Below are 21,448 nucleotides of genomic sequence, written 5' to 3' on the forward strand. Positions count from 1 at the left end.
ATATACCTCTTTTTGAAGAAGGAAAGGAATGGGCATTAATGCGCGTCAGCCAATTATTAAATCCGACACTCCGTGAGGTTCCTGCGGAAGCTGAAGTTATTAGCCATCAACTGATGGTTCGAGCAGGTTTAATCCGTAAATCTGCGGCGGGGGTATACACTTATTTGCCTTTGGGCTTGAGAGTTCTGAGAAAGATTGAAACCATTGTTCGCGAAGAAATGGATGCTAAAGGCGGGCAAGAAGTCCTTATGCCAATCATACAACCTGCTGAATTATGGAAAGAGAGCGGGCGTTGGGAGGTATACGGTGCAGAGCTGTTTCGTCTAAAAGATCGCCATAATCGAGAGTTCTGCCTTGGCCCGACTCACGAAGAAATAATTACAGATCTCGTTCGGGGAGAAATTCGTTCGTACAAGCAGCTGCCGCTTCGTCTTTATCAGATTCAGAATAAATATCGGGATGAGCGTCGTCCTCGTTTTGGCCTGATGCGTGGACGGGAATTTATCATGAAAGACCTTTACTCGTTTGATCGGGATGAAGCAGGGTTGGACGAAAGTTATCAAAGAATGTACGATGCCTATTGTCGCATTTTTTCACGCTGTGGTTTAACCTATCGGCCGGTGGAAGCGGACGCTGGTGCCATTGGAGGAACAGGTGGCACTCATGAATTCATGGTTTTGGCAGATTCAGGCGAGAACTCGGTTGTTTATTGTCCAGATTGCGATTTCGCGGCCAATGTGGAAAAAGCGGAGTGTCGTCCCCAAGTTATTGAGGATGTCGAGGTTGTAGGCCAGCGGAAATTGGTGTCTACGCCAGAAATGAAGACCATTAACGAAGTTTGTAAATTTTTGTCAGTTCCGAAAACTGGTCTCGTTAAGACGTTGCTGTATCAAGGAGATGACAAAACATTTTTGGTACTGATTCGTGGAGACCGCGAACTGAATGAAATTAAGTTGAATAATGCCTTAGGAGGATTCGTTTCTCTCCAACTTGCCTCCCCTCAAGTTGTTGCAGAGATCTTAGGGTGTGAGCCGGGCTACGTTGGTCCTGTAGAGGTACCAGCAGGGCTTTTAGTCGTAGCCGACGAAGAGGTGCCTCTGATGAAAAGGGCCGTGTGTGGTGCGAATAAGGCGAATTATCACTTTGTAGATACCGTCCCTAGTCAAGAATTTCGTATGGACCGTGTCCTGGATTTGCGTATGGTGGAACCAGGTGAAGCATGCCTTAAATGTGGTGCACCTCTTAAAGAAGCTAGAGGTATTGAAGTGGGTCAAGTTTTCAAGCTGGGAACGAAGTATAGTAAAGCACTAGGGGCAATCTATTTAGATGAAAATGGAGAAGAAAAACATTGTGTCATGGGTTGTTATGGTGTTGGTGTAAGCCGCTCTATGGCTTCTTCGATCGAACAAAATCATGATGAATCTGGAATAATTTGGCCGATACCTATTGCCCCATACCACTGTATAATTGTACCTGTCAGTACGAAAGATGCTCAAGTGGTGGAAGCAGCCGAAAAACTGTATCAGGACCTTCAAGGCCTGGGCGTTGAAGTGATTCTCGACGATCGAGATGAACGCGCTGGTGTAAAATTTAAGGACGCGGATCTGGTTGGATATCCTATACGGGTTACGATCGGGAGTAAAACCTTGGGAAATGGTCAGGTCGAACTAAGAGAACGTAAAACGGGTGAAACACAACTTGTATCCATTGCGGATGTTGCGCAACAGGTTAAGAGAATTATAGAGAAAGCTTTGGTGTGCTAGTTTAAGGTGGGGCGAAGACAAGTGGTTAGGCCTCTTCCGTTGCAGGAAGTCCCATTCTTGTCACGACTTTCTCCTAATCGAATGGGACTTTTGCATCTTGATCTGACGACGGTAGAGCTTAAGCGGGTGGAGGTCTTCTTTCCCAAAGAAGGGAAATGGGTCCTCCACCTTTCTACTTCGGTGCCAAGAAGAAGCATATGAGGTGGTTGTCAGGGCACCTAAACACATCAGCGACGAAATTGAGGTTTTGAAGCCGTTTCCGGATGAGCTTTACTCCAAGTATTCCAGGTGCTGAGGAAAAAATTGAGACTATGTCTTAGGAACGGGCACGAGCCTTGTATAATGACCCAACGTTTTTGATTTTACCCCCCTTCAGAGGCCGGCGGATGATCAAAAATCCGATATCATCACGACTCATTTTGATTATCACTCAATTTCAGGTCGGTTGGTCAAACTTGATATTCTGGGGCATGATGATCCGGCGGCGACCTTGGCATCGCGGCATCAGTCCATCCATGGACAAGTCCCGTTACGTTTCTAAACGCTTCATCGTCTGCGCTCATGACGTAATTCCGCTAAAGTGCTCTCTTAGTAAAATGTACAATCCTTTTTATCTATGTGAAATTAGTGAATGAAATAGGGCTGTGACAAACTGGAAAAAAGTTTTGTCACAGCCCTATTGCCATTGTGGTAGATAATATGCAACTGGCTACAGTTTAAAGTGTTTCACCGAATTAATGAGCTTTTCACTCATCTCGGAAAGGGCTACGGCCGAACTCGCTGTTTCTTCAGTGCTGGCTGAGAACTCTTCAGTTATTGCTGCTACTGATTGGATGCTGGTCAAAGACTTTGTGCTTAATTCAGCAACGGAGGTCGCAGCTTTGTATACGTCATCGACCATTTGGTGGGTGGTTTGAATAAATTCGAATATTCGTTCGAATAAGACTCCGTTCGCATGGGTTGCATTCCCGCCTTCTTCGGTTGCAGAGACAGCACTTGCTGTTTCGTTCTGCATCTCGGAAATAATTGTACCAATTTCTTTCGTTGCCTTGCTAGAGCGTTCCGCTAGTTTACGGATTTCATCGGCCACAACGGCAAAGCCTCTACCGTGTTCTCCAGCGCGAGCGGCTTCAATCGCAGCATTGAGCGCAAGAAGATTGGTTTGACTGGCAATATCGTTAATCATTCCGATGATCTCATCAATTTTCGCCGAGCGTTGTTCCAGGGTATGGATGTTGTCCCCAATTCCTTTCATGGCTACACCTGTCATTTCTACAATGATTTTGCCCTCCTGGACGTCCTTAGCCATTGCTTGTGCGGCTTTAACGGTTTCTTCGGAACTAGCTGCTACTTCTTCTGCGGCTGAGGCCATTTCGGAAATTCGGTCTGTCAAGTATTGGGTTTCACCAGCCTGGGAGGTAGCTCCTTTTGCCATTTGCTCAGTTCCGGAGGATATTTGTTCTATGGCTACGACAAGTATCTGGGCTTGTTCCATGACCACGGTCATGATCGTTCTAAGATTTGCCAAGAACTTGTTAATGGCTCTTGCCAGATCGCCAACTTCGTCTTTGGTGTCGATGGGTATTACCTGGGTTAAATCTCCTCCATTGTCCGCTAGGCTGTCTAATTCTTTCTTTAAAAAATTTAATGGTTTGACTATCGATGATGCAACCATTAAACCAAGCATTATACACAATAGGGAGGCCATCACAGAGGTGGTAATGATAACTTTTATAGATAAGGCATAGTCAGCATCGTTTTGAGAGTTAGTCTCATAAGCACTATTGGTGTTGTATTCTGCGATCTCTTCCAACGCTTTATTGATTACGTCAATATGAGGTAGAGCATTTTTAGTAAAATAATCATAAGCAGCTCTTTGGTCTCCTAGGTTTGCCATATCAATGCCTTTCTGTCGTTCGGCTCTGTAAGGGGTTAGCTCTTGTTGTATTTTCTGTTCCCTTTCCTTCTCGTAAGCATCGGCGGGTATCTTCAAGTAGGCACCAAAAAATTTATCAAAATTGTCTACTCGGGTTTTCAACTCATCCAGTTGTTCTGCTTGCGTTGTTTTATCTTGTGCCAACAAAAAATGAAACATTGCGGCCTCGGTTGCTCGGCTCTGTGCACGGGCAGCATTTACAGAGCTTACGCTTAATAAGTGATTAGAATAAATATTTGTTATTTGGGCATTAGCTTTGGCATTATAATAATAACCAACGAATCCAACGATGCCTATAAAAGTAGCCATTAGGAGTATCAGTGCTAAAATCTTAGTTTTAATTCTCCAACTTCTTAACCAATTCAACTGAAAAACCACTCCTTTTAATAATCTTAAGCTTTTTTTAACCATTCACGATTTCAATAAATAGGTCAACCAGAGTAGGATCAAACTGTGCCCCTGCCCATCGTTTGAGCTCAGTTAGTGCCTCTTCGTGGGACATAGCCTTCCGATATGACCGGTCGTGGGTCATGGCATCGTAAGCGTCCGCAATACTTAAAATTCTGCACTCCAATGGGATTTCTCCCTCTCTAAGGCCAAGTGGATATCCTTTTCCATTCCACCACTCATGGTGTTTCAGAATATTGTCAGCGATGGGTTCAAAGAGTGAGGCTGAATTGGCAATTCGCTGTCCTATCTCGCTATGGCGTTGCATTTCTTTAAATTCCTGAGGGGTAAGAGGACCAGGTTTAAAGAGGATTTGGTCTGGAATTCCAACTTTTCCGATGTCGTGAAATTTAGCTAACAGGTTTAAATCGGCAAGGCGATGATCTGATAGTTCTAATGCTTTGGCCATCAAAGTTACTGCTTCCTGAAGTCGATCTGCATGTTCTTCTGTCATACAATCGCGAGCTTCCAGTGTTTTCATCAAAGCGTCCACGAGGGTGCTACAGGTGCTTTTTCTGTGATGCAGTTTTTCACGGTACATATTGTCGTACGCTTCTTTGAACAATTCAGTTGAATCTCCATTTCTGTATGCCCAACCGATGGAGATACTTAGAGGAAGCTCAGGTGTTTGAAAATTGTAGTCGTCGATGTCCTTATGGATCTTCCGACATATCGTTTGCACTTTTTGAGGTTCACCTTTAACTATTAATACTGCGAATTCATCCCCATCAATTCGGGCAACAATGTCGCAAGGAGCCGTAGCATCTTTTACCACATGCGCCGCCGCGAGCAGTAAAGCATCCCCTTTGTCATGTCCTAGGGTGTTATTCACAATCTTGAGTCCGTCAACATCACAAATAATGAGTCCGATAGAGCCTGAACGCTCGTTCTCTATCCGCTGCATTTCCTGTTTAAAGTAATTCCGATTATAGAGTCCCGTCATTTGATCATAAAGGTTAGCATGCCGGAGTTGTTTTTCCATCTGTTTTGACTTTGAAATATCCCTGGCTATGCCATAAATGCCGATGGTCTTGTTATCGAACACTATTGGAACGAACATCACATCAAGCTCAACAAGGAATCCTTTTTTATGATTGATCACGGTTTCAAAACGTTGAGCTTGCCTTAAGGATTCTTCGAAGTATTTGAGCAAGTGCCTATATTCTTCCTGAACGACTATAGTTTGTAATGGAATTTGATAGAGCTCTTGAGAGGAATATCCAGATAATTTAACGGCAGCATTATTTACTTCGATAAATCTTACGTTCAGGTCGATAATGAAAGTCGCGTCAAGGTTGTACTCGAATAGAGATTTATGTGATGCCTCATTTAGAGTAATATTTTCCAAAATTTGAGAAGTCAACTTCTCCATGAATTCGCTCCTTTAGATAATTCGTTTTGCTTATAGTCCAAGTTATGAGAAGATGGACTATCTTGTTACAAATGCTACGCCAGTCGGAAGAAAATCTGCCTTACTCGTAAACTTTTAACATTTTACTGCCTTATATTTAAAAACCTTTCAAGGTTGCAGTTGTCCTGGGGATATGCTATATTTATATAAGGAAATTTGTAACGATTGTTTGGAAAGGAGTGGGTTTAGCCCGCTCCTTCGTTTGTTCAAATTGAGGCGCAGGTTTAACTGAAGGTTATTTTCGTCAGACTATGTAGAGGAAATTTTCTGCGTGGTTTAAAGGAGCGATTCACATGAATGAGACAATGGAACAAAAGATTGGGTCACTGGTTGAGCCGATTGTCAGAGAACGAGGGCTCGAATTAGTGGATGTGGAGTATATAAAGGAAGGGGCACATTGGTATTTGCGCCTTTTTATTGATAAAGACGGTGGCGTGGACATGGATGATTGTTCGGGTGTGAGCCATGCCGTAAGTGATATGCTCGACCAAAAAAATCCTATTCCACAGGCCTATATGCTGGAAGTGTCTTCTCCTGGACTGGAACGCCCTCTTAAAAAAGAAGCGGACTTTGTACGCTTTCAGGGAAGTTTGGTTACCGTACATACTACGTCTACATTTCAGGGGTATAAGGAATTTTCAGGAAATCTTGTCGGATTAATTGACGATGAAATCGTTTTGGAATATGAGGACAAGCGTATTGCGATTCCACGTAACGTAGTTAAAAAAACTCATTTATCGATGGAGTTCTAGTTTTTTTATGGACAACAGAATAAGGAGGAAAATGGAAAAATGAATATGGAGTTCATCGAGGCCCTTCACGAGTTAGAAAAAGGACGGGGAATTTCTGCAGAGATTTTATTCGAGGCTATTGAGGCAGCACTGATTTCCGCGTACAAGAAGAATTTCGGGTCATTACAAAATGTCCGGGTTCTTATTGACCGTTTAACCGGTGAGTTTAAAGTTTATGCTCGAAAGACCGTTGTCGAAGACGTGGAGGATACTCGGACTCAGGTTGGATTGGAGGACGCTCGTAAACTTGATCCTAATTACCAACTTGAAGACGTGGTGGAATACGAAGTAACCCCTCGTGAATTCGGGCGAATTGCGGCGCAAACGGCGAAACAGGTTGTCGTTCAGCGTATAAGAGAAGCTGAACGAGGTATGATCTATGATGAATATGTTAACCGTGAAGGGGATATTGTCACTGGGGTCGTTCAACGATATGAGCAGAAGAATGTGATTGTTGATTTAGGGAAGGTAGAAGCTGTACTTCCCGCTCAGGAACAAATCCCTGGAGAGGTGTACCAATCCTTCGAACGTCTCAAGACGTATGTCGTAGAGGTGAAAAAGACAACGAAAGGCCCGCAAATCATGCTGTCCCGTACACACCCTGGATTGATAAAGCGCTTATTTGAGCTTGAAGTACCGGAAATTCATGATGGCATTGTGGAAATTAAAGGTGTTTCACGTGAAGCAGGAGCTCGTTCTAAAATCGCCGTTTATTCGCGTGACACCAATGTCGATCCTGTGGGAGCTTGTGTTGGACCAAAAGGAGTTCGTGTACAAACTATTGTCACAGAATTAAAAGGGGAAAAGATTGATATCGTGAATTATTCAACGGATCCTCAAGAGTTTGTAGCGAACGCGCTTTCTCCTGCGAAGGTAATGGGAGTTTATCCTAAACTTAATGAGAAAGTTGCAATCGTCGTAGTTCCTGACTATCAACTTTCTTTAGCAATTGGTAAGGAAGGACAAAATGCCCGCCTTGCCGCAAAACTTACTGGGTGGAAAATTGATATAAAAAGTGAATCCCAAGCAGTAGCGCAAAATATTCTTTCTCAAGGACAAGAACAAGGGTATGAAAACCTCGAAGAATACGGTGACTATGAAGAGTATTCGGAATATGATGAATATATTGAGACAGATAACTATCAGGAATACGAAGAAAACGGACCTAATGAAGATGGGTTGATACATGAGGCAGATGCGTGTAATAACAGTGGAGATTATGATGCAGGCTCTTATGAATACAAACTCGATGAAAAATTTATCGAAGCTGTTAGTGATAATGCTCCTAATGAGATTGCAAAGGATATTATAGAGGATGAAAAAGTAAACTCTAAGGAGAAAGAAAAGAAAAGGATGGGGTGATGGTATGAAGACACGGAAAGTTCCAATGCGGATGTGTTTGGGTTGTCAACAAATGAAGCCCAAGAAAGAGCTCTTGCGAATCGTTAGAACTCCGGAAGGGACTGTTGAACCCGATCCTACTGGAAAACGGAATGGTCGTGGCGCATACCTTTGTCCTAACTCAATCTGTTTTCAAACCGCCGTCAAAGAGCGTCGATTTCGAAAGGCTTTTGGAATTGATGTCGATCCCGAAATAGTTGCGAACCTGGAAGGAAAGATTTCTTCGTGAATACACGTATCTTGTCATTAATTGGGATCGCTCGACGAGCAGGTAAAATAGGTTCTGGAGATGCACAGATTGAAGCTATGTTGAAAAAGAGAAAAGGGTTCCTTCTTATAATTGCGGAGGATGCTCTCGGTGCTCAGAAAAAATATATTCAGTGGGCTGGTGATCTTAAATTACCAGTTGTCGTCATCGGAACGAAACTAGAAATAGGTAACTCAATAGGACTTTCGCCGCGTTCAGCAGTGCTAATTTTAGATCAAGGGTTTGCTAAGGCTATTTTACTAGCAAGGAGCTGATGCTTGGAGCGTAATGGGGGAGCCGATTATGTGGGGGTGGTTAAATGAGTATTCGCGTTCATGAACTAGCAAAAGAATTGAATTTTAGTAGTAAAGAAGTGATGACTAGACTCGTGGCTATTGGAACAGATGTTAAAAATCATTTAAGTATGGTTGATCAAAAGGATGCGGATCGTATACGAAATCAACTGAAAGGAAAGGAGATAAATTTGGATCATTCTGAACACAAAAATACTGAGGAACTAAAACCAAATATTTCTGGGTCTGTGCAGGAGGGGCAACCGCAAGGACCACGTCCGGAAAACGAACAGCCGCAAGGACCACGTCCAGGAAACCAAGAACAGCCGCAAGGACCACGTCCAGGAAACCAAGAACAGCCGCAAGGACCACGTCCAGGAAACCAAGAACAACCACAAGGCCCACGTCCGGGATATCAAGGACAGCCACAAGGCCCACGTCCGGGATATCAAGGACAACCGCAAGGCCCACGTCCGGGATATCAAGGACAACCACAAGGCCCACGTCCGGGATATCAAGGACAACCACAAGGCCCACGTCCGGGATATCAAGGACAGCCACAAGGCCCACGTCCGGGATATCAAGGACAGCCACAAGGCCCACGTCCGGGATATCAAGGACAGCCACAAGGCCCACGTCCGGGATATCAAGGACAACCACAAGGCCCACGTCCGGGATATCAAGGACAGCCACAAGGCCCACGTCCGGGATATCAAGGACAACCACAAGGCCCACGCCCGGGATTCCAAGGACAACCGCAAGGTCCACGTCCGGGATATCAAGGACAACCACAAGGCCCACGCCCGGGATTCCAAGGACAACCACAAGGCCCACGCCCGGGATTCCAAGGACAACCGCAAGGTCCACGTCCAGGATATCAAGGACAGCCGCAAGGCCCACGTCCAGGATTCCAGGGACAACCGCAAGGCCCACGTCCAGGATATCAAGGACAATCACAAGGACCACGTCCAGGATTCCAGGGACAACCGCAAGGTCCACGCCCGGGATATCAAGGACAATCACAAGGACCGCGTCCGGGATATCAAGGACAATCACAAGGACCACGTCCGGGATATCAAGGACAGTCACAAGGTCCACGTCCAGGATATCAAGGACAATCACAAGGACCACGTCCAGGAATGGCTCCTCGTGCTGGTGCAAGCGCCCCGACGAGTCCAACCATTACAGAACAAGCCAAGAGGCAGGCGCCGGCTAGTAAAAAAGCCCAAGACAAAGCCTATGAACGGAAACGTGAAGTAGAAAAAGAAAGAGTAAATGCGATACGTTCACCGCATAAACGTTTTCAAAAGCATCCTAAAAAAGAAGTGCGGGATACGACTCCGAAACATATCGTGATTCAGGGGACAATTTCGGTACAAGATTTAGCTTCCAAAATGAGTCGTAAGGCTGGAGAGTTGATTAAACATCTTATGAACCTCGGAGTCATGGCGACCATTAATCAGGAGTTGGACACTGAAACTGCTACAATCCTGGCTGGTGAAATGGGTGTCACAGTTGAGGTAAAAGAAGAGAAATCAATGGCTGTTATTATAGATGAAGTAGATGCGCCGGAAGACCTCGTTTTCCGCCCACCCGTTGTAACGGTGATGGGACACGTAGACCATGGTAAAACGTCCCTCTTAGATGCAATTCGTACGACGCATGTGACGGCTTCCGAAGCTGGTGGGATTACGCAACATATTGGGGCGTACCAGGTTGAAATTAACGGACAGAAGATTACGTTCTTAGATACACCGGGTCATGAGGCCTTCACAGCAATGCGTGCTCGTGGTGCGCAAGTTACAGATATCGCTGTTTTGGTAGTGGCCGCTGATGATGGAATTATGCCACAGACTATTGAGGCTATTAATCATGCCAAAGCGGCTGAGGTTCCAATCATTGTGGCTATTAACAAAATAGATAGAGAAAATGCATCTCCCGAAAAAGTAAAACAAGAACTAACAGAACATGGTCTTGTTGTGGAAGAATGGGGTGGAGAGACCATTGCTGTCCCAGTATCCGCAAAAACCAAAGTCAACATCGAGCAGCTTCTTGAAATGATCCTACTTGTAGCAGAAGTTAAAGATTTAAAGGCAAATCCAAATCGTCCAGCAGTTGGAGCCGTTATTGAAGCAGAATTGGATAAAGGTAAGGGACCGATCGCTACCGTTCTTGTTTCTAAGGGTACTTTAAATATAGGAGATGTTGCTGTAGCCGGCTGTGCATTTGGTCGGATCAAGGCCATGGTGGATGATAAAGGGCGACGCGTTAAAAAAGCAGGCCCATCCATGCCAGTTGAAGTTCAGGGCTTGTCCGAAGTACCTGAGGCTGGAGAGACGTTCTATGTTGTTGCGGATGAAAAATTGGCTCGACATATTACTTCTGCACGTATTGCTATGCGTAAAGTGGAAGAATCCAAACAAACCGTTGTGAAGGTTAGCCTAGAAGATCTTTTTGATAAGATCAAAGAGGGCGAAATAAAAGAATTAAACATCATTATTAAAGCTGATGTACAGGGGTCAGTCGAAGCGTTACGGCAGTCACTTCTTCGACTTTCAACGAGCGAGGTTCGCGTCAATCCAATTCACGGCGGTGTCGGGGCGATTAATAAGAACGATATCATGCTGGCGTCAGCTTCAAATGCTATTATTATAGGTTTCAATGTTCGGCCCGACACTCACACGAAGGCGACAGCTGAACTTGAGGGTGTAGATTTGCGTCTTTATCGAGTTATCTATGATGCCATTGAAGATGTCAAAGCAGCTATGACGGGTTTACTTGATCCTACATTTAAAGAAGTAGTATTGGGTAAAGTAGAAGTACGTCAGGTCTTTAAAGTACCGAAGGCAGGAACTGTTGCTGGATGTATGGTGACAGAAGGAAAGATTGCTCGGTCTGCTAAAGTACGAGTCATTCGGGATGGAATTGTGATTCATGATGGTGTTATGGAATCACTACGACGTTTTAAGGATGATGTTAAAGAGGTTGCCGAAGGTTATGAATGCGGACTTGGCATTGAGAAATTCAATGATGTTAAAGAAGGGGATATCATTGAAGCGTTTATCATGGAAGAAGTCAAACGCACACTCTAGTAAATCAGCCCTGGAGGGATAGGTATGACAAAACATCGACCCAATCGTTTGGCAGAAACGCTCAAAGAGGAAATTTCTCAACTTATCCGTGTCGAGTTAAAAGACCCACGGATTGGCTTTGTAACTTTGACAAGTGTGGAGGTTGCCGATGATCTAGCACATGCGAGAGTATATGTTAGCGTCTTGGGCACTGAGGAAGAAGGAAAAGCATCCTTAGATGCTTTGAATCGTGCAGCGGGGTTTGTACGAAGTGAAATCGGTAAGCGTATACGACTTCGACATGTCCCAGCGATTGTTTTCAAATATGATCCTTCCATAGAACATGGTGCACACATTGCTAAGTTGTTACGGAATGTAGGAATATCCGAAGATACGGGTAGGGAAGATTCGCATGAATGATAACACTACCGGGGAAAAGATAATTGAAGTGTTAAGAAAAGCGCCAAAAGTGGCGCTTTTCTCCCATGTATCACCTGATGGAGATTGTATCGGGTCCATGCTGGCGATTGGTCTTGCGTTAGAAAAGATGGAAAAAGAAGTGACGTATTATAATCCCAATTCAGTGCCAAGTTATTTAACGTTTTTACCAGGTGCGTCTCGAATAACGCAGGCTATTCCTAACCCCCAGCCAGAAACTCTAATGTTCATAGACTGTACTGATCTTCAACGAGTTAATCTTACGATGTCAGATATTCTTGAAGATAGCACAGTGCTAAACTTGGATCATCATGTCTCAAATCAGTTCTTTGGTCACTTCAACTGGGTTGATGCCCAAGCTAGTGCTTGTGGAGAACTTGCATTGATTCTCATTAAGCAGCTAGGCGTGGAGATAGATATGGATATGGCCATCAACCTTTATACTGCAATAGTAACGGATACTGGCTGCTTTCAATATAGTAATACGACCTCGCAAACCCATCGATTGTCAGCAGAATTATTGGACAAAGGGCTTGATTTAGCGAGCATTCATCATAACATCTATGATCAGAAATCCCTTGCGCAGATTAAGTTGCTGCAATGTGCACTGAGCGGAATGGAAATCCATGCAGAGGGCCAGCTGGCAATCATGACCTTGAGTTTGGACGAGTTCGATAAATGTGGTGCAGAGCAGGAGTTGAGTGAAGGACTAGTTAATCACGCACGAAGTATAGCGGGTGTTGAGGTGGCAGTGTTACTGAAAGAGGTGGGGCCTCAAGAGATTAAGGGCGGGCTTCGGTCTAACCTCTGGTTTAATGTCAATGAAATTGCTGCCCAGTTCGGTGGCGGAGGGCACAAACGTGCTGCGGGATGTACTCTTAGAATTCCCATGGCCGAGGCAAAACAAAGCATGATTACGGTAATTGAGGAGGCGTTAAAGATTGGAAGGAATCATTAACGTCCTTAAGCCGCCAGGGATGACCTCCTCAGATGTCGTTGTCTGGATGCGAAAGGCATTAAACCTAAAAAAGATTGGCCACACAGGAACTCTTGATCCTGGGGTGGCTGGAGTGCTACCTCTTTGTGTGGGTAAGGGAACACGCTTAGCAGAATACATAACAGAGCAAGGAAAATCTTATCTTGCCGAGATTACATTTGGGATTACGACAGATACTCAGGATGCCTTTGGGAAAGTAAGCCAAGTGAGTTTACCGGAATTGAGACAAAGTGACTTAGAGCGCGTAATACCAGAGTTCTTGGGTAAAATTTCTCAAATTCCCCCAATGTATTCGGCGGTTCGTAAAGAAGGTAAACATCTTTACGAATATGCTCGGCAAGGTTTATCGATTGAGAGAGCCCCTCGTGAAGTGTCTATTTATAAATTAAAGCTGAAAAAATGGTACGAAGGGGAGTACCCCCGGGCGATCTTGGATATTGAGTGCTCAAAAGGTACATATATTCGGACTCTATGTCATGACCTAGGGCAGGCCTTGGGTTGTGGAGCGAATATGTCCTATTTATTGCGCGTTCGTTCTGGCCCGTTCAAGATTCAGGAGAGTTGGACACTTGAGGAGATCGAAAAGCAAGTACGTGAGTCAAGCTATCCTTTCTTACTGCCGCTCACTGCCGGAATAGATCTGCCTCGTGTATCGTTATCTGCAGCTCGCGCAAAGGCATTTAGGAATGGTTTGTCAACAAGGCGAGAATTAGTCAAGGTATCTGCCGAAGGAAATGAACCCTATGTACAGGTGATTGAGGATGGAGAATTAATCGGTATTGGGGTCTGGCGTGAAGAATGTTTATTTCCACATAAGGTTTTTGGATGATTTAGGAGGGTCAATTCCGTGCAAGTTCGAACAAGTCTGCCTATGGAAGGCAAAGAACCCTGTGTCTTAGCGTTAGGTAATTTTGATGGAGTACATCAGGGACACCGTCGTTTGCTTGAGCATGGATTAGAACAAGCGGTACGTTTGGGTGTGGGGCTTGATGTTTTGATCTTTGAGCCTCATCCATTAAAAGTATTATTTCCTGAACGGGGAGTAAAGTTGCTGTCCGCTATTCAAGATCGATTGCGATATTTAGAAGAGATGGGTGTTCATACAGTTTATCTTTTACCATTTACTATGGAAATGGCGAATACTTCACCAGAACGGTTTGTTGAGACGATACTTCTACCCCTTGGAGTAATTCATGTTGTGGTTGGTTTTAACTACTCATTTGGTGCCCATGGTAAAGGAAACCCTGAGTTGATCCAGATCTTAGGGCAGAAGCTTGGTTTTGGAGTGAGTGTTCTCCAGGCCCAAATGCTGGGTGGTCAGGTGATTTCCTCAAGTAGTATTCGTAAGGCCTTACTTCAAGGGGATATTAGATTAGCTAGCTCTCTACTTGGGCGCCCACCTTGTCTTCGAGGAACAGTGGTACATGGGGAGGAACGAGGACGTCAGCTTGGTTATCCGACGGCCAACATACTTCCAGCAGAAGACATACTCATTCCGAAGCGAGGAGTATATGCGGTTTGGGCCGAGTTGGATGGTAGACAAGTGCCAGGGATGATGAACATTGGCATGAAGCCAACCTTTCACGATTTGTATGGCACCTCGGTGGAGGTCCATTTCTTTGATTTTAAGAAAGATCTGTACGATAGAGAGATTTTGGTACACATAGAAGAACGTTTGCGCGATGAACGGAAATTTAATGGAATAGACGAACTTTTGATCCAACTTAAAAAAGATCGAGAAAAGGCTGATTATGTCTTGACAAAGATCCTTTTACAGCATACAACTTTACAAAAACATGATTAACATGTATACTGTTTTAGAATCGATTAGAATCCACTGACTCGGATTGGCGAGGTCTCCGACGCTGACCTGGGCAGTTGGAAATTATTAAAATGGGGGAATTTCTCATGATGACAACCGAAAGAAAACAAGAAATTATTTTAAAGCATGCCCAACACGAAGGGGACACGGGTTCTCCGGAAGTACAAATTGCACTTCTCACTGAACGGATTACTTATTTAACAGAACACTTTAAGACTCATAAGAAAGACCACCATTCCCGTCGTGGACTCTTAAAAATGGTCGGTTCAAGACGCGCATTGTTGACCTATTTGAAAAATGTTGACTTTGATCGTTATCGTAATATTATTGCGGTACTTGGTCTGCGGAAATAATACGGAAAAAAGAGAAAGAAGCGGATCTAGCATGATCCGCTTCTTTCACCTTATAGGGGATTTTTAAGTAGAGTTTTATTAAATAGGTTTTATTTATGCAAATTGCAGGAAATAATAACAATATGTCGAAGAGAAAACAAGTTGAATAGAAGGATTGAATAGTTTTAAGGGGGTTTCATCGTGAAACAGGAAATACTTGAAAAGTCACTCTCGGTCGGTGGGAGAACTATGACTTTCCAAACTGGAAAAATTGGTAAACAAGCGGGAGGCTCGGTTTTTCTCCGCTATGGGGATACAGTAGTTTCTGCTTTTGCTACATGCAGCGCAGCACCTCGGGAAGGAATCGATTTCTTTCCTTTGACCGTTGAGTTTGAAGAACGGATGTATGCAGCAGGTAAAATTCCAGGCGGATTTATTAAACGTGAAGGAAGGGCTAGTGAGAAGGCAACTCTGTCCGCTCGTTTAATTGACCGTCCAGTTCGTCCGTTGTTCCCACAAGGGTTTCGTAATGATGTCCAAGTGGTGGCAGCGGTTATGTCCGTAGATCAAGATTGTGCGACAGATATTACGGCTATTAATGCAGCGTCTGCAGCCTTAACCATCTCGAATATTCCTTTTGAAGGTCCGATTGGAGCAGTCACAGTAGGACTTGTTGAGAATGAATTTGTCATTAATCCTACGATTGATCAAGCGGCTAAAAGCTTAATGCTTCTTACGGTGGCAGGAACGGAAGATGCTGTCATGATGGTGGAAGCTAGTGCTCACGAAGTGCCCGAAGATCAAATATTGGATGCGATTATGTTTGGACATTCGGAAATCAGAAAGATTGTTAAGTTCATCGCGGAGTATCGTGAAGAAGCTTTGACTTTGGGTTTAGCTAAAGAGAAACGCGAAGTGAAGTTTACTAAAATCGAAGATCGTCTTGTCGAATCGGTTAAAGCATATGCCTATGATAAATTAGATGCCGCAGTACGCGTGGAAGAGAAGCATGCTCGGGAAGATGCAATCGACGAAGTTAAAGCAGAAGCCTTGAGTTATTTTGAAGCCGAGTTCCCAGATGATACTAAAGCTATCAAGGCAGTTCTGGAAGACATCGTGCATCTGATTGTCCGCAAATTGATCACGGATGAGCATATTCGTCCGGATGGTCGGGCAGTGGACGAAGTTCGCCCAATCAGTATTGAAGTAGGAATCCTGCCGCGTACTCATGGGACAGGCCTCTTTACAAGAGGGCAAACTCAGGTGTTAACTGTCACAACGTTGGGTGCTGCAGGTGACGAACAAATTTTAGATGGCTTAGGTCTTGAACGGTCAAAGCGATACATACATCATTATAATTTCCCCCCCTATAGTGTTGGGGAAACCCGACCGATGCGAGGACCAGGACGTCGAGAGATTGGTCACGGCGCACTTGCGGAAAGAGCGTTACTACCTGTTTTGCCAGATGAAAATGAATTTCCCTATACAATCCGTTTAGTTTCTGAGGTTTTAGAGTCAAATGGTTCAAGCTCAATGGCCTCTGTTTGCGGAAGTACCCTCTCCCTAATGGACGCAGGTGTTCCTATCACATCTCCAGTGGCAGGCATTGCAATGGGTCTTATTAAGGAAGGGGATCAGATCGCAATTCTCACCGATATTCAGGGCTTAGAAGATCACTTTGGAGATATGGATTTCAAAGTAGCTGGGACTAGCAAAGGTGTAACTGCTTTGCAAATGGATATTAAGATCATGGGCGTTTCCCGCGAGATTCTATCTAGGGCCTTAAGCCAAGCTAAAGCTGGACGGCTTTTTATTCTCAATAAGATGTTGGCTGTCATGGACAAACCACGTCCTCAACTTTCTACCTATGCACCTAGAATCATTACTGCATCTATTCATCCGGATAAGATACGAGATGTTATTGGACCAGGTGGAAAGACGATCAAAAAGATAATTGATGAAACAGGAGTTAAGATTGACATTGAGGATGACGGCCGAGTCTTTATCTCTTCAATGAACGGCGATGGAGGAGAACAGGCGTTAAGAATTATTCAGTCCTTAACTCAGGAAGTGGAAGTAGGTAAAACCTATAAGGGTAGAGTCACGCGGGTCATGGATTTTGGCGCTTTTGTAGAAGTTATCCCGGGCGTTTTGGGTCTTACTGGCAAGGAAGGGCTCGTTCATATTTCCCAACTTGCCCATGAACGCGTCGAAAAGGTAGAAGACATTGTAAAAGTCGGTGATGAGATCATGGTTAAAGCGACAGCCATTGATAAACAGGGTCGTTTGAATCTTTCTCGTAAAGAGGCTATGCCAAACGTACGTAAGGAAAATCCAACCAGCCTCTAAATCGTTCTCAAGCATTTTGAGTTCATTATGTTATATAATCTAAATGATGACAGTCTGTGAGTCCCTCTATCCGCATAAATTTTAAGGAGGGGGGACGCGAATGTTCATTAACTTAAAAATCTCGCGACGAATACTCTCGTTAGGCGGGATTTTCTTTCTATTGTTCGCTGGAGTTGTCGCGGAAAAGTGGATTACGGTATCTCATTCTGCAGTCTTAAAGCCCATTGATCAGGTTAAAACGGAACAAAAAGTTATGGCATTAACAATCAATGTGGATTGGGGCGAAGAATATATCCCAGCAATATTAGACACTTTAGATAAAGGCAAAGCACCGGCAACATTTTTTGTCACTGGACGTTGGGCTAAGAAAAATCCAGACTTGCTAAAAATAATAGCAAGCCGTGGTCACCAAATTGAGAACCATGGATATTCTCACCCGCATCCTGACCAGCTTTCCATTGGATCAAACCAAGAAGAAATCAAAAAAACCGAAAGCATTATCGAAGGCATTATTGGGCGGAAAACACGTTTTTATGCGCCTCCTTATGGGGAAAAAGGTGCATCTGGACTACGCGCTGCCCATGATTTGGGCTATCAGACCATTCTATGGACCCTAGATACTGTGGATTGGCGAACGGATAGTACGCCGGAGCTTATTGCTAAACGTATTATTAATCCAGCGATACGGTTTGGAATTAAACCGAATAAGTCTGGAGCCATTGTATTGATGCATCCGAAATCGAATACAGTCAAAGCTCTGCCTGTCATTCTCGACCAACTGTCCCGAGAAGGATATATTTTCCAAACTCTTGATGGACTAATAACATTTGACCAGATCGGAGATACTACCTCATGACGAAAAGAAGTAGAAGTTGAGGTGGTTCGATGATCAGGCAAAAGTGGACGCATGCTAGGTGCTGCGTCTTTCTTTGTATTATAAGCATGGGCTTTGGCATTTTACCCTCAGTCCCTGTTTATGGTGCGACAGCAAAAAATCCGGCATCAGGAAAGATAGTTAAGAAACCTATCACGCCTAAGCCTACTGCAGTCGAATTAGGGCCTTCTAGGATTAGCGCAGAAGCTGCTGTGTTGATGGATGTAGCTACCGGCGATGTTCTCTTCAATAAACAGGCAAATAAACGTCGCCCACCTGCCAGTACCACGAAAATCATGACCGCTATCTTGGGCATGGAGTTAGGGCGGCCTGATGAAGTAGTAACCGTAAGTAAGAAAGCAGCTGCTGTCGGCGAAGCAACCTTGCATCTTGATCCAGGAGAAAAGATCACTTTATATGAACTCATTACCGGAGCTTTAGTACGTTCAGGGAATGACGCTTGTGTTGCTATTGCTGAGCAAATTTCGGGAAGTGAAGAGCAGTTTGTCAAACTTATGAATCGTAAAGCGTTGGCTCTGGGCGCGGAAAATACTCATTTTGAAAACACTAACGGCCTTCCACTGAAAGAGCATTATTCCACCGCTTACGATCTTGCTCTGATGGCTCGCCATGGTTTGCAAATTCCGCAATTTGGATCGATTACTCGTCAAAAAGAAACGAAAATTCACTTCCTAGAGCCGGATGCCTTCATGGATTTGCGAAATACGAATAAACTACTCTGGAATTATCCGTATGCAGATGGAGTAAAAACTGGGACGACCACTGCGGCAGGGAAATGTCTTGTTGCATCTGCAACGAAGGAAGGACGACAGCTATTGGTTGTGGTTCTTAATGCACCCGATCGGTTCGGGGATGCGAAGAAACTTTTGGAGTGGGGTTTTGAAAAAAAAGAGTCAGTTCCGCTTGATAAGGCAGGACAGGCGACTGCGCAATTGCAGGATCCCAAACAAATCCAATTGATTATTACTGATCCTAATTAAAATGTCAGTAGTTCTAGAAGTTAAACGCAAGAAACTCCAAACCTGAGTCGTGTGGGAAAAATGTGAAGGAGTTGACTGTATTGTATCGAAAGACGGTATTGCCTAATGGGGTTAGAATTATTACAGAAGAAATCGAACATGTGCGTTCCGCTGCTTTTGGAGTATGGGTGGGAGCAGGTTCCAGAGATGAACGTGAAGGGTACGAGGGTATATCTCATTTTATGGAACATATGTTTTTTAAAGGGACGGAACATCGAAGTGCGCGCGCTTTAGCGGAATCCCTCGAAGCCGTTGGTGGACAGCTGAATGCCTTCACGACGAAAGAATATACCTGCTACTATGCTAAAGTTCTAGATGAGGACCTTGATCTGGCAATTGATGTTTTAAGTGATATGTTTTTCCATTCGCTTTTCGATGAAAAGGAAATCGAAAAGGAGAAGAATGTAGTTATTGAAGAAATTAAAATGTATGAGGATTCTCCTGATGAACTGATTCATGATATTTTTTCTGAGTATGTATGGAATGATCATCCCTTAGGAAAGCCGATCTTGGGGACGGAGGAGAGCATAAGGTCATTAAGTCGGGATAAAATTATGCATTTTCTCTCAGAGCATTATGCCCCAGACAATGTTGTCATCGCTGTGGCAGGTAAGATTAAGCATGATGAGGTTGTAGAGAAACTGACTGATCAGTTCGGCACTTTCAAGAGGGGAGGGCGACGGGTTCTCGAAGGAACGCCCACCGGTCAGACTGTTCAACACTATCAAAAGAAAGAGACGGAGCAGATGCATATTATCCTGGGGGTACCAGGGCTGGGTCAGGACGACGAGGATATTTATGCGATGCACATCTTCAACAATATTTTAGGTGGAGGATTGAGCTCCAGGTTGTTCCAGGAGATACGAGAACAGCGCGGATTGGCTTATTCCGTGTATTCTTATCACTCCACATATGTAGATACGGGGCTATTCGCGGTCTATGCCGGAACGAGTCCCAATAATACTAGAGAAGTGATCGAGTGTATTCTCCAAGAGCTGAAGGATATTGAGCAAAATGGTATAACCAAAGAGGAATTAGAAAGGACCAAGGCGCAAATTAAAGGTGGTCTATATCTAGGGCTTGAATCAGTAAGCAGTCGGATGAGTCGCTTGGGGAAAACAGAACTTACGTATAACCGTGTACTTTCGCCTGAAGAAGTGGTGGAAAAACTGGAAAAGGTGACCTTGGACGATGTATTGCGCGTGGTCGGACGACTTTGGCAGAAAGATAAAATCAGTATTATGACCATGGGCCCTTCAGGACATGACGTTAAATTATCCGATTTATTAAAGCAGACTGGTTGGGAAGAGTAGGCAAAAGCCTACTCTCTTTATAATAACTTGACCTATTAATAGTTATTGAGGAAAAGGGGTTAAAAGAAGGTGCTAAATCCAATCACAGTAAAGATCAAAAAGATGGCGAACTATTCCTCGGCCCTTCCTTCATATGCAACACCTGGCTCAGCGGGTGTAGATCTGTGTGCTAATCTCCACGAATCATTGACGGTGAGCCCTGGAGGAAATGTTAAAGTTCCGACCGGTTTAGCCATCGAACTCCCTAGTGAAAATGTGGTCGCACTTGTTTTTGCACGAAGCGGCCTGGCAAGTCGTTCTGGGATTGGGTTAACGAATGGAGTGGGTGTAATTGATTCCGATTATCGGGGGGAAATTCAAGTCTTAATGCAAAATCTTGGACACCAACCCGTTACAATCAATCCTGGAGATCGAATCGCCCAAATGCTTTTTATGCCAGTTTTTCAGGCGCTTTTTGAAGATGTTGCAGAACTTAAGGAATCGTCTCGTGGAGCAGGGGGGTTCGGTTCGACGGGAATTTGAGATGAAGGGATTGTAGTCCAATTTCTTTTAATTCCAAGTTCTACGGAAGTTTGTCTTTTCATACAATCCCCATGAGGGGGAGTGAAAATGCAAGCCCTTTGGGTTATGCTTCTAGTCATGGGAGTGGCTATTTCGATACGTGAACGAAAGTATATGACGATGTGGCGATCATCTCAACCAACGTCAAATCAGCTGGCTTCAGTCGTAAGTCAATTGGTTGGCACAGCAGGAGGAATTTATCTCTCACTGGAACTCTTATTCTCCTTCCTGAAAATACCCGAAGATTGGTGGAGTCAATCTGTTTTCTTTGTTGAGCCACTTGCTGCCATTTCCTTAATTCTTGCAATCGTACAACCGTTTGGCGTAAAAGCTTGGATGAGACTTAGGAAATAGGGAAGGGA

At 44.3% G+C, this 21,448-nt stretch carries 18 protein-coding genes and 1 pseudogene; 17 read left to right on the plus strand and 2 right to left on the minus strand.

The window, feature by feature from the left end; genetic code table 11:
- Window positions 1-38: 38 nt before the first annotated feature.
- A complete protein-coding gene (locus E4K68_RS18465) occupies window positions 39-1,763 on the plus strand; it encodes a proline--tRNA ligase (protein WP_135380385.1) in 1,725 nt (574 codons plus the stop codon).
- A gap of 709 nt (window positions 1,764-2,472) precedes the next feature.
- Here the strand turns inward: E4K68_RS18465 and E4K68_RS18475 are convergent.
- Together E4K68_RS18475 and E4K68_RS18480 are read right to left on the minus strand one after the other, a co-directional pair.
- Entirely contained in the window at window positions 2,473-4,065 is a 1,593-nt protein-coding gene (locus E4K68_RS18475; RefSeq protein ID WP_158291469.1) for a methyl-accepting chemotaxis protein, read from the minus strand.
- A 37-nt stretch (window positions 4,066-4,102) separates the two neighbouring features.
- Window positions 4,103-5,518, minus strand: a complete 1,416-nt coding sequence (locus E4K68_RS18480) for a diguanylate cyclase (RefSeq protein ID WP_135380387.1) — start codon at window positions 5,516-5,518, stop codon at window positions 4,103-4,105.
- Window positions 5,519-5,850: 332 nt separating this feature from the next.
- Here E4K68_RS18480 and rimP point away from each other — a divergent pair, with 332 nt between their 5' ends.
- The 16 genes and pseudogenes from rimP to E4K68_RS18560 all read left to right on the plus strand — a co-directional run bounded on the left by rimP (window position 5,851) and on the right by E4K68_RS18560 (window position 21,440).
- Window positions 5,851-6,309 carry a ribosome maturation factor RimP gene (gene rimP / locus E4K68_RS18485; RefSeq protein ID WP_135380388.1) on the plus strand — a complete coding sequence of 153 codons (459 nt, stop codon included), beginning with the start codon at window positions 5,851-5,853 and terminating at the stop codon, window positions 6,307-6,309.
- A gap of 39 nt (window positions 6,310-6,348) precedes the next feature.
- The gene (nusA, locus tag E4K68_RS18490; protein ID WP_135380389.1) at window positions 6,349-7,710 is read left to right on the plus strand and encodes a transcription termination factor NusA; all 1,362 of its coding nucleotides are present in this window, start codon (window positions 6,349-6,351) and stop codon (window positions 7,708-7,710) included.
- 4 nt (window positions 7,711-7,714) lie between these two features.
- Window positions 7,715-7,978 (plus strand): YlxR family protein, encoded by a 264-nt coding sequence (locus E4K68_RS18495; RefSeq protein ID WP_135380390.1) that lies wholly within the window; start codon window positions 7,715-7,717, stop codon window positions 7,976-7,978.
- The gene (locus E4K68_RS18500; RefSeq protein WP_135380391.1) at window positions 7,975-8,271 is read left to right on the plus strand and encodes a ribosomal L7Ae/L30e/S12e/Gadd45 family protein; all 297 of its coding nucleotides are present in this window, start codon (window positions 7,975-7,977) and stop codon (window positions 8,269-8,271) included. Before E4K68_RS18495 ends, E4K68_RS18500 begins: the two co-directional genes overlap by 4 nt.
- A gap of 44 nt (window positions 8,272-8,315) precedes the next feature.
- Entirely contained in the window at window positions 8,316-11,381 is a 3,066-nt protein-coding gene (infB, locus tag E4K68_RS18505; protein ID WP_135380392.1) for a translation initiation factor IF-2, read from the plus strand.
- Window positions 11,382-11,405: 24 nt separating this feature from the next.
- Window positions 11,406-11,780, plus strand: a complete 375-nt coding sequence (gene rbfA, locus E4K68_RS18510; RefSeq protein ID WP_135380393.1) for a 30S ribosome-binding factor RbfA — start codon at window positions 11,406-11,408, stop codon at window positions 11,778-11,780.
- The gene (locus E4K68_RS18515) at window positions 11,773-12,756 is read left to right on the plus strand and encodes a bifunctional oligoribonuclease/PAP phosphatase NrnA (RefSeq protein WP_135380394.1); all 984 of its coding nucleotides are present in this window, start codon (window positions 11,773-11,775) and stop codon (window positions 12,754-12,756) included. Before rbfA ends, E4K68_RS18515 begins: the two co-directional genes overlap by 8 nt.
- On the plus strand, window positions 12,740-13,624 hold the full coding sequence (truB, locus tag E4K68_RS18520) for a tRNA pseudouridine(55) synthase TruB (protein WP_135380395.1): 885 nt from the start codon (window positions 12,740-12,742) through the stop codon (window positions 13,622-13,624). The genes E4K68_RS18515 and truB overlap by 17 nt, the downstream gene beginning before the upstream one ends.
- An 18-nt stretch (window positions 13,625-13,642) precedes the next feature.
- Window positions 13,643-14,599 carry a bifunctional riboflavin kinase/FAD synthetase gene (locus tag E4K68_RS18525; RefSeq protein WP_199241829.1) on the plus strand — a complete coding sequence of 319 codons (957 nt, stop codon included), beginning with the start codon at window positions 13,643-13,645 and terminating at the stop codon, window positions 14,597-14,599.
- A gap of 104 nt (window positions 14,600-14,703) precedes the next feature.
- On the plus strand, window positions 14,704-14,970 hold the full coding sequence (gene rpsO / locus E4K68_RS18530) for a 30S ribosomal protein S15 (protein ID WP_135380396.1): 267 nt from the start codon (window positions 14,704-14,706) through the stop codon (window positions 14,968-14,970).
- 180 nt (window positions 14,971-15,150) lie between these two features.
- Complete coding sequence (locus E4K68_RS18535; protein ID WP_135380397.1) at window positions 15,151-17,298, plus strand: polyribonucleotide nucleotidyltransferase; 2,148 nt, start codon at window positions 15,151-15,153, stop codon at window positions 17,296-17,298.
- A 100-nt stretch (window positions 17,299-17,398) separates the two neighbouring features.
- A complete protein-coding gene (locus tag E4K68_RS18540) occupies window positions 17,399-18,154 on the plus strand; it encodes a polysaccharide deacetylase family protein (protein WP_135380398.1) in 756 nt (251 codons plus the stop codon).
- Between the two features lie 29 nt (window positions 18,155-18,183).
- Window positions 18,184-19,113, plus strand: a pseudogene (locus E4K68_RS18545) (D-alanyl-D-alanine carboxypeptidase family protein); the annotation flags it as partial.
- Window positions 19,114-19,253: 140 nt separating this feature from the next.
- Window positions 19,254-20,525: a pitrilysin family protein gene (locus E4K68_RS18550; protein WP_135380399.1), complete on the plus strand. Its 1,272-nt coding sequence runs from the start codon at window positions 19,254-19,256 to the stop codon at window positions 20,523-20,525.
- Between the two features lie 69 nt (window positions 20,526-20,594).
- A complete protein-coding gene (dut, locus tag E4K68_RS18555) occupies window positions 20,595-21,047 on the plus strand; it encodes a dUTP diphosphatase (RefSeq protein ID WP_282433012.1) in 453 nt (150 codons plus the stop codon).
- Between the two features lie 87 nt (window positions 21,048-21,134).
- On the plus strand, window positions 21,135-21,440 hold the full coding sequence (locus E4K68_RS18560) for a hypothetical protein (protein ID WP_135380400.1): 306 nt from the start codon (window positions 21,135-21,137) through the stop codon (window positions 21,438-21,440).
- Window positions 21,441-21,448: the final 8 nt, after the last annotated feature.

The sequence above is a fragment of the Desulfosporosinus sp. Sb-LF genome (assembly GCF_004766055.1).
In the GTDB taxonomy this organism is placed as follows: domain Bacteria; phylum Bacillota; class Desulfitobacteriia; order Desulfitobacteriales; family Desulfitobacteriaceae; genus Desulfosporosinus.